Genomic DNA, 9,869 nt, shown 5'->3' with positions numbered 1-9,869 from the left:
ATATAAAATTAAAATAAATTATTTATCAAATTATCAAGTGATTTTGAAAGGAGTTTATCATGATATCTTCTGATACAACCAAAAAAATACATCATACTAAAAATAATAATAAAAAAGGCCGTAGAAAATCAAGATTAGAAGTAATTCAAGTTCTTTACAAATATGAACTTTTAAATGAAAATATTGAAATTAGCGATGTTTTTGAAAATTATGAATTTTTAGATCGATCACAAATTCAAAAAATTGATACTATTGCAAAAAATTACAAAACACTAAAAGGATTTTTAATTTCGCTTCTAGATTATGATTGAAAATGAACTAGAATTTCTCCGGTTATTAGAGCGATTTTGCTTAACGGAGCAAGCGAGATGTTTTACATAGAACCTAAAATAGTAATTAATGAAGCAATTGAAATTACTAAAAGCTTTTTTGTGCCAGAAAAGATATACAATGAAAAAGATCAAGTTATTAATGAACATGATTTAAAACAATATCGTTTTGTTAATGCTATTTTACAAAATTACTACAAATTATTAGTTTCTCTTGAAAACAAATCTTCTTAATTTTTTCAAATTTAATTGAGTAAAAAAATATTTAATTTCACGTAAATATCGATCTTATTTTTTCTTTTGAAAAAAAATTATCAAATTAACATTATTTGAGTTTCAGCAAATTGGCCTTATTGAGCAAACGGAGCATCAGTTTTTGTCAAATTTTTATGAAAAAAAATGAGACACTCTAGATCAGTTCATCAATGAATTTAATTCAAAATTAATGTTTAAGAAAGATTCTACAAACGAACAACAAGAAATGATTAGAAATTTTTATTTTTTTACTTTTTATCATCTTTCATATAAAATGTCTCTTGCTAAATTAAAAATCCCTTATCTAGTTACTCAGCCTTATTTAAAGCAAAACAAAATTGAAGTTAATGCTCAAAAACGGCAATACTATTTTTGTTTTTTGGATCAATTTAAATTAATTCCTGGGTACAATCCAATTTTAATTCGATTACTTAGAGCAGTTAAATAGGAGTTAATATGAATTTTAAAAAAGATTTTCCAATGGCAAATAAGATTATTTATTTTGATTCAGCAGCTTTAGTTTTAAAGCCGCAAATTGCAATTGATGCTATTACAAATTTTTATAGTAATATTTCAATTTCTTCTCGCACTGCTGATACTCCACTTGGAAATGTGGTTAATCAAGCTATTAATGAAGTTCGTCAGAAAGTGGCTAATTTAATTGATGCTGAAGAATCTGAAATTATATTTACTTCAGGTACAACTGAATCATTAAATTTAGCTGCTACTATGCTTTGTGACTTTTTGCAACCTGATGATGAAATTTTACTAAGCGCTTATAACCATGCTTCAAATATGATTCCTTGACACGAGATTTCATTAAAAACAAAAGCAAAAGTTATTGTTGCAGAAGATCTTGAACCCTTGATTAATTCCAAAACCAAAATTATTGCTTTATCTCAAGAATCAAATAATTTTAAAGTTTCATACAACCTTGATAGTATTTATCAAAAGGCGGAACAAGTTGGGGCTTTACTTATTAATGATGCAGCCCAAAGCATTGCTCATAGTAAAACAAGCCTAAAAATGAGCCATCTTATTGCTTTTAGTGCAAATAAATTCTATGGCCCAACAGGATTAGGTGTTTTGGCTATTCAAAAGGAATTGCTTATCAATCTAAAACCAGCCAAATTTGGTGGAGGTTCAATTTCTGAGATTAAAAAAAATCTAGAGTGAACAAAAAAAGACACAATTAGTGTTTTTGAACCAGGAACTCCCGACTTAGCTGGCCTTTTTATGTTTAATAAATCTCTTGATTATTTTTTTAGTATTGGATATGAGCAAACTCAAAAAATCTTAAATGATTTAAGTGTTTATTTGCATCAAAAACTCAATTCTCTTGATAATATTGAAGTTTTTTCACAACCTGGTGATTATATTGTTTTGTTGAATGTTAAAGGGATTAATTCTCAAGATGTAGCAACGTATTTAGGAACCAAAAACATTTATACTATTGCCGGAATTTTTTGTGCTCACTATCTTCGCAATATTAAAGATACTTATTCATATTTAAGAATTAGTTTAGGTATTTATAATACTTTTGAAGATATTGATATGCTCGTTGAAGCATTAAAAAATGGAGGTGATTTTTATGCGTTTTAATTCAAATCAAGCACGTGAAATTATCATGTCGCATTATACAAAACCTGAATTTAAGACAAAATTAGATCCAGAACAAGAGCCTACTTTTTTTAGTACTACTTGTCAAGATAAATTAATCCTTAAAACTAGTTACATTGATAATAAATTATCATCAGCTGAATTTGACGGACATGGATGTGCTGTGTTTTTAGCTGCTACAGATTTATTTATTAAACAAGCGCTAGGCAAAACCAAAGAAGAAATTCAAGTTTTAATTGAAGACTTTACTCGATTTGTAATGCAAGAACCTATAAGTGAAGAACAAATTAATTCCTTAGGTGATCTTTGGGTTTTCTTTAATGTCAAAGTGCATTTAAATCGAACTACTTGTGCTTTATTAACTGCCAAAAATTTCTTAGATGCATACAAAAATAAATAAACCTTATATTTTTCATATTGATTTTGACTCATATTTTGTTAGTGCTATTCGAACTGTTCGAACTGATTTAAAAAACACCCCACTAGCAATTGGCAAACCAAATTATAAATCAATTGCTACATCAGTAAGTTATGATTTGCGTTCAAAAGGTGCTAAAGCAGGCATGAACCGCTTTGAAATTTTAAAAATTGAGCCTAAAACCGTTTTTGTTGAAGCAAATTTTGAATTATTCACTCAAATATCTACCAATATTTTTGATTATTTAGAAATGCATTATGCTTCAATTATTAATGTTGCTTCAATTGATGAGTGTTATATTGAATTGAGACAAAATATTTTAGACGATCATCATGCAATTCAAATTGCAAGAAAAATCCAAAAAGAAATTTTAGCAAAATTTGATATTCCAATTACTATTGGTATTTCATATAAGCCTTTTTTTGCTAAAATGACAACCAATATTTCTAAACCTTTTGGAGTTGGCTTAACTAACGAGATTAATTACAAAGAGCATTTTTTTAATTTACCTATTAGTGATTTTCATGGCATCGGAAAAGCCTCAAGCTCTAAATTAAAAAAACTTGGGATTTTTAAAATTCAAGACTTAGTTGAAAAACCAATTAATGATTATGTTTTTCAGTCGGTTTTTGGTATTGTTTATAAAACATGATTAAAAAATATTGACCCATCAATTTATGAGCACTTAATGCCGCAAAATAATATACCAAAGGGAATAGGCAACGAGATTACTTTTGATAGAGAAAACTTAAGTGAAATTAATTTATATGATTCACTTATTGAAATATCTAAAAAAGTCTCATTTAGAGCTAAAAGACAAGGTATGGTTGGTAATGTCATTACTTTATGTGTGCGCTTTGATAACAAAAAATGAGTTTTAAAAAATCATAAAATTGACCATTACACTAATGAATATCAAAAAATATTTCAAATTGCTAAATACTTATTTGATAAGTATTATCTTGAATCAAATATTATTGGTTTAGGAATTCGTCTTAGCAACTTAATTTTTTACTTCAATAACCAAGAATCTATAGAGTTATTTAGTTCGCATTCTAGCGAGAATGCCTCTAATATGGCCATTAATCGTATTATTTCACAAGTTAATAGGCAAATGAAAAAACCACTTTTAAGAACGTTAAAAAACATTCAAGAAAGACAAAATATCAAAGCAAGAGTTAATAAGTATGCTCTTGAAGGATTTGTTTTTAAAAAACGATAGGAGAACTATGAGAATAGCAATTTATGGAGGATCTTTTGATCCGATTCATCAAGGACATATTAATGTTGCTCAATATTCCATTGAGAATCTAAATTTAGATAAATTAATCTTTGTGCCAACTAACATTTCACCTTTTAAATCTAAAATTAAAGCAGTTAAAGCACAAGATCGATTAAATATGATTAATTTAGTGCTTAAAGATAAAATGGAAGTTAGTGATTTTGAAATTAAAAGAGGTGGCGTGAGTTACACCATTGATACTTTAAAATATTTTAAACACAAATATCCTAATGATGAATTATTTTTAATTGTAGGAAGCGATAATTTACCGAAATTAGATAAATGAAAAAACATCGATGAAATTTCTAAATTAGCACAAATTGTTATTTTCAAACGCCAAAAGAAAGTTAACAAAATTAATGCTAAGAAATTTAATGCAATCATTTTAAATAATCCAATTTGAGATTTTTCTTCAACTGAATTTAAAAAAGGCTATTTAGATAGCGTTGATGAGCAAGTTATTGATTATATTCAAGCACATGGTCTATATTTAGAAAAAATTATTCATTCAATGTTAAGTGCCAAAAGAGCTAAGCATTGTTTAGCTACGGGAGATTTTGCTGCTGAATTAGCCAAAAAACACGGTTTTAATGCTCGTCAAGCATATTTAGCTGGAATCATGCATGATATTGCCAAAGAATGAGATCCAGAGCAAGCAAAACTGTACATTCAGGAATTTGCTCCTGAATTTAGCTCGGCTAAACGGCACGAACTTCACCAAATTTGCGGTTATATTTGAGCTAAGCACCAATATAAGCTACAAGATCAAGCAATTTTACATGCCATTTTAGTTCATACTACTTTAGATGATCGTCAAAATATGCAAATTAGTGATTTGGATAAAATTGTTTTTATTGCTGATAAAATTTGCCAAGGTCGTCGCTTTGAGGGTATACAAAAACTTAGAGAGCTTGTTTTTGAGAATTTGGATGAAGGATTTAAAGCGGTTGTCAAACGAACTTATCAATTCAACATAAACAAAGGAATCGTATTTGATCAAAGACAAGAACAAATTTATAGAAAGCTCATGGAATAATATGCAAAAATTAGAAAGATTACAAAAAATTCTCTCGCAAGCAGGAATTGCTTCGCGTCGTGAAGCGGAAATTTTTATTAAAAGTGGACGTGTTAAAGTCAATGGAAAAGTTGCTGAACTTGGAAGCAAAGCAAGTTTTAATGATCATATTCTTGTTGATAACAAACCAATTAAAAAAGAAAATTTAGTTTATTTTGTGTTAAACAAACCTCAAGGTTATGTTTGTACTTTAAAAGATCCAGAAGGACGCAAAATTGTCACTGATTTAATTAATACACCACATAAAATTTTTCCTGTTGGTCGTTTAGATTATGATACTACTGGAGTTTTACTTTTAACCAATGATGGCGATTTATCTAATAAATTAACTCATCCTAAGTATAAAATTACACGTAATTATCGAGCCAGATTAAACCTCCCTTTAACTAAAAGTGAATTAAAAAAATTAAATGAAACTTTAATTATTAATGGTAAACCTTCACAGCAGGTTGTTTTACCAATTGAAGGTGCCCCAAAAAGTTATGAAGTAATCTTACATGTTGGAACATACCATCATGTTAAAAAAATTTTTGAATCGGTTAATAAGATAGTTATTAATTTAAAAAGAATTGCTTATGCCGGAATTACAGTTGAAAAAATTCCTGTGGGTGAATATCGTAGGCTTAATTTAAAGGAAATTAAGAATCTTAAATTACTTACTTCAAGAGAAGAGGAATAATTATGAAAAAAATATTTAAATGAATAGCTCCTTTGTCGGTTGTATCAATCATTCCGCTTTCAATTTCATGTGGTAGCGATTTTGATAAAGCTAGTGATACAAGACAAAAAGAAGTACAAAAAATTCAAACACAATATAATCAGCAATTTGATAGAATTGAAAGTTTTTTAGGAAACAAAAACAAGATAAAAACCGAAAATATTGATTTCTTTTATAAAGATATTAACCAGAAAACATCAAGTCTTATTTCATCATTAGATTCAATTAATAAATACATTCAAAATCAAGATAATAACTTTGGGTTAAAACAAAAAATTTTAGAGAATTTTTACCAAGAAACTGATTTGAGTTTAAATGAAATTAAAACTTATATAGATGCTTTTATTCGTTTTGCTTCAATTAATACTGAATTAAAAAGCATTATCACAGATCTTACTAATCAATTCAATAGTGATAATAATGATTTTTATGTAACCAAAGACAGAATCGACAAACTCGTTCATAATTTTAAAAAGAGCTCAGTCTTTGATGATACATTTTATATCGGAAGCAACGAGGCACTAGGACTAAATAAGGGTCAAAGTCAGTATCACAGAGATTGATATAATCCTAAATTAACCAAAATTGATTATTCTCAATTGGCTAAAAAAATTAAAGTTGATAATAACGCTGGTGAAACTACAGTCTCAGAACACACTCATGCTTTAGGTAATATTGTAAAAGAATGAAGTGCTGTGGTGGCTAATGAAAAAAGTTTAGCTAATGAAAAAATTAAAGGTTTTATAGATTATTTAAATGATCATTTAAGCGAACTACCGGATGAATTAAAAAAACAAATCAATCTTTTAAATAATGGATATTCTAATTATGTACAGTCAATCCAAGATGTAGTATCCCAATATGGAGGTGAATATCCAAGTAGTGATTTTTTAGGTTACTTTGCTGACAATTCACCTTTTACTAAAATGCTTAATTCTTGAAAAGAAATTTCTAATATTTATAAAGGGCTTTAACGATAAAAACACAACTTAATTTTAGTTGTGTTTTTTTATTTTAAAAAATTTAGCAAATAATTACTTACTTTGCTAAAAAATATGTTATAATAATTATAACTATTTAACAAGGAAAGGGGCATATTATGAATGCAACATGAGAACCAAATCAAAATCCATTAGTTAAATATGGAAAGAATTTAACTGAATTGGCTAAACAAAATAAACTGGACCCAGTTATTGGTCGTGATGAAGAAATTCGTCGTATGGTCCGTATTTTAAGTCGTAAAACTAAAAATAACCCAGTTCTTGTAGGTGAACCAGGAGTTGGGAAAACCGCTATAGTAGAAGGACTTGCTTTAAAAATAAATGAAAAACAAGTGCCTGAAAATTTACTTGATGCTCAAGTTATTGAGTTAGATTTAGCAGCTTTAATTGCGGGTGCTTCATATCAAGGTGAATTTGAAAAACGTCTTAAAGAAGTTATGAAAGCAATTGACGAAAGCAAGCAAGAAATTATTTTATTTATTGATGAGATTCATATGTTAATAGGAACCGGAAAAGCAGGTTCTAATTCTGGTATGGATGCAGCTAACATCATTAAGCCAGCTATGGCACGTGGAAATTTACATCTTGTAGGGGCAACTACTTTTGATGAATATCGTAAATATATAGAAAGTGATGCAGCTCTTGAAAGAAGAATGCAACGAATTGATGTTAATGAACCAAGTGTTAGTGATACTATTACTATTTTGCGTGGAATTAAAGAATTTCTCGAAAATTTTCACAAAGTTAAAATCGATGATGCTGCACTTGTAGCTGCTGCTAATTTATCAAATCGTTATATTACCGATCGTTTTTTACCTGATAAGGCAATTGATTTAGTGGATGAAGCAGCAGCAACCATTAAAGTGCAAATGAATTTTATTCCAGAATCCTTAGAAAAAGCTAAACAACAAAAAATGACATTAGAAGTCGAAAAACACGCCATTAAAGGCAAAAACAACCAAGACAAAAGGCTAAATGAAATTGAAAATGAATTAAAAGAAGTTAACGATAAAATAGAGAAATTAACCAAACAATGAAACGAAGAAAAAGCAAACATTACTAAGATTGCTAAATTACAAGAAAAACTTATTAATCTTAAATTTAAACTTTCAAAAGCAGAAAATGAAACTAATTATGAACTTGCCTCAAAAATAAAATACGCTGAAATACCAAGTGTAGAACAAGAATTACGTAATTTGGAGCAAAGCAATAATAACCAATTGCTTAAAGACACAGTTTCAGAAGAAGAAGTAGCTATGATTGTGTCAAAATGAACTAAAATACCAGTATCTAAGCTTGTTGAAGCCGAAAAAAGCAAACTTATTAGTTTAGAAAAAACTTTAAACAAGCAAATTATCGGACAAAAACATGCTGTTAAATTGGTATCACAAGCTATTTTACGTACTAAAGCTAATATTAATGATCCTAACCGTCCATTAGCAAGCTTCCTTTTTATGGGGCCAACAGGAGTGGGAAAAACTGAATTAGCGCGTAAACTTGCGTTAGATCTTTTTGATAGTGAAAAACAAATGATTCGTTTAGATATGTCTGAATATATGGAAAAACACACAGTTGCCAAAATTATTGGAGCTCCTCCAGGGTATGTTGGTTTTGATGATGGTGGACACGTTTCAGAGCGTATTCGGAAAAATCCTTACAGCATACTTTTATTAGATGAAATTGAAAAAGCACACCCAGATGTTTTAAATATATTCTTACAATTACTTGATAATGGGATTATTACTGATTCAAAAGGAAAACAAATCAATGGTCGTAATTTAATTGTTATTATGACTACTAATTTAGGAGCTAAAGAGATTATTGATTCAAAAAACACTTTAAGCGAAACTAAATTAAAATCAATTTTATTAAAATTCCTCAAACCTGAATTTATCAATCGGATTGATGAAATTATTTCCTTTAATTTACTTAGTGAAAAGGCTCTTAAAGATATTATTACAATTGAACTTGAGAAACTTAAAAATCGTGTTTGAGCTGCAAAGGAAATTCATTTAGATTTTGATGATAAAGTTATTGAAAAGATCATTAAAGATGGCTATGATCCTGAATATGGAGCGCGCCCAATTAAACGTTATATTCAAAAATATCTTGAAAGTTTAATTGCTCTTTATATTATCGAATCACAAAATAGCAACAAAAACTGAAAAGTGGAAGTTGAGAAAAACAAATTTACCATTAAATAAAAAAAGCAACTTTAGTTGCTTTTTTTGTTGCTTTTTTACATTTACTAATTTAGTTTTGTTTATGTTAAAATTTAGTTGCATATGAAAATCATTAATAACAACAAAAAGATCTTACGAGATTATGAAATTTTAGATAAATTTGAGGCAGGCATTAAATTAGAAGGCTGAGAGGTTAAGACTGCTCGTGCTAATTCAGTTGATTTAAGTAATGCTTATTGTTCAATTTACAAAAATGAACTTTATCTTAAAGATGCTTATTTTAAGCAATATATGTTATTAAAAGTTAATGAAAGACAAGATCGTAAGTTATTAATGCATAAGCACGAAATTCTAAGAATCAAATTCAAACTTGAATCGCAACCCTTAACATTAGTTCCGCTCAAAATCTACTTTAATAACCAAAGTAAAATTAAAGTCGAAATTGCCTTAGCTCGTGGACTTAAAAAATATGATAAGCGTGATAAAATCGCCAAAGAAGAATCTCAAAAGCGCCTCTTAAAAACGCTTAAAAGTTACTATTAACGGGGGTGTAATGGTTTCGACGTGTATGGATGAATTTTTGTGGCAGTGGATTGGTCTCCTTAACGACTTCTAGGTTTTAATAAACGGAAAATCTAAAGAAGAAAAAGCATCAAACTTTATGTTTATGCAACCACAAACCCAAGCTTTCGCATTTTAATAAAGTTTGGTCGTTATTATCTTGCTCCCACAATTTAATAACGGGCTTTCGGGATAGCAATAAACTGACGATTTATTAAGCGAAATATAGTCAAAGAAAACATGTTTCTTTTTGTTTGTTTTGAGCATGATTTTCTAAAGAAAAACAAACTAAACTGTAGAAGCAAATTTAAGTTTATATGCGGACACGGGTTCGACTCCCGTCATCTCCACCAAAACGCAAAAGCGACCAAAAAAGCACAAATTGTGCTTTTTTCTTTATTTTTTACAATTTCGTCTTATTTTTATA

Annotated in this window: 10 protein-coding genes and 1 other RNA gene; all 11 read left to right on the top strand. The window is 28.6% G+C overall.

Annotation, left to right across the window (positions count from 1 at the left end; translation table 4 throughout):
- The first annotated feature begins 59 nt into the window (after positions 1 to 59).
- The 11 genes from Q349_RS02565 (at position 60) to ssrA (ending at position 9,795) form a co-directional block, all read left to right on the top strand.
- Positions 60 to 563, top strand: a complete 504-nt coding sequence (locus tag Q349_RS02565) for a transcription antitermination protein NusB (RefSeq protein ID WP_051616775.1) — start codon at positions 60 to 62, stop codon at positions 561 to 563.
- A 211-nt stretch (positions 564 to 774) separates the two neighbouring features.
- On the top strand, positions 775 to 1,032 hold the full coding sequence (locus Q349_RS03390; protein ID WP_156932527.1) for a hypothetical protein: 258 nt from the start codon (positions 775 to 777) through the stop codon (positions 1,030 to 1,032).
- An 8-nt stretch (positions 1,033 to 1,040) separates the two neighbouring features.
- On the top strand, positions 1,041 to 2,186 hold the full coding sequence (locus Q349_RS02555) for an aminotransferase class V-fold PLP-dependent enzyme (RefSeq protein ID WP_036464786.1): 1,146 nt from the start codon (positions 1,041 to 1,043) through the stop codon (positions 2,184 to 2,186).
- Positions 2,176 to 2,604, top strand: coding sequence for an iron-sulfur cluster scaffold-like protein (locus tag Q349_RS02550; protein WP_036464784.1), 429 nt, complete (start codon positions 2,176 to 2,178; stop codon positions 2,602 to 2,604). The genes Q349_RS02555 and Q349_RS02550 overlap by 11 nt, the downstream gene beginning before the upstream one ends.
- Complete coding sequence (locus tag Q349_RS02545) at positions 2,585 to 3,844, top strand: Y-family DNA polymerase (RefSeq protein ID WP_036464783.1); 1,260 nt, start codon at positions 2,585 to 2,587, stop codon at positions 3,842 to 3,844. Before Q349_RS02550 ends, Q349_RS02545 begins: the two co-directional genes overlap by 20 nt.
- A 7-nt stretch (positions 3,845 to 3,851) precedes the next feature.
- The gene (locus tag Q349_RS02540; protein WP_036464781.1) at positions 3,852 to 4,940 is read left to right on the top strand and encodes a nicotinate-nucleotide adenylyltransferase; all 1,089 of its coding nucleotides are present in this window, start codon (positions 3,852 to 3,854) and stop codon (positions 4,938 to 4,940) included.
- 1 nt (position 4,941) lies between these two features.
- Positions 4,942 to 5,658: a pseudouridine synthase gene (locus Q349_RS02535; protein WP_036464779.1), complete on the top strand. Its 717-nt coding sequence runs from the start codon at positions 4,942 to 4,944 to the stop codon at positions 5,656 to 5,658.
- A gap of 2 nt (positions 5,659 to 5,660) precedes the next feature.
- Positions 5,661 to 6,671 carry an MAG0770 family lipoprotein gene (locus Q349_RS02530; RefSeq protein WP_036464775.1) on the top strand — a complete coding sequence of 337 codons (1,011 nt, stop codon included), beginning with the start codon at positions 5,661 to 5,663 and terminating at the stop codon, positions 6,669 to 6,671.
- A gap of 125 nt (positions 6,672 to 6,796) precedes the next feature.
- Positions 6,797 to 8,902: an ATP-dependent Clp protease ATP-binding subunit gene (locus Q349_RS02525; protein WP_051616774.1), complete on the top strand. Its 2,106-nt coding sequence runs from the start codon at positions 6,797 to 6,799 to the stop codon at positions 8,900 to 8,902.
- Between the two features lie 81 nt (positions 8,903 to 8,983).
- Positions 8,984 to 9,424, top strand: a complete 441-nt coding sequence (gene smpB, locus Q349_RS02520) for an SsrA-binding protein (protein WP_036464772.1) — start codon at positions 8,984 to 8,986, stop codon at positions 9,422 to 9,424.
- A 1-nt stretch (position 9,425) separates the two neighbouring features.
- Positions 9,426 to 9,795, top strand: a transfer-messenger RNA (tmRNA) gene (ssrA, locus tag Q349_RS03350).
- Positions 9,796 to 9,869: the final 74 nt, after the last annotated feature.

This window comes from Mycoplasmopsis sturni DSM 22021 (assembly GCF_000701485.1).
Classification (GTDB): Bacteria; Bacillota_I; Bacilli_A; order Mycoplasmatales; family Metamycoplasmataceae; genus Mycoplasmopsis; species Mycoplasmopsis sturni.
The sequence above is the reverse complement of the archived record's forward strand: the minus strand, read 5'-3'. Positions and strand labels throughout refer to the sequence as shown.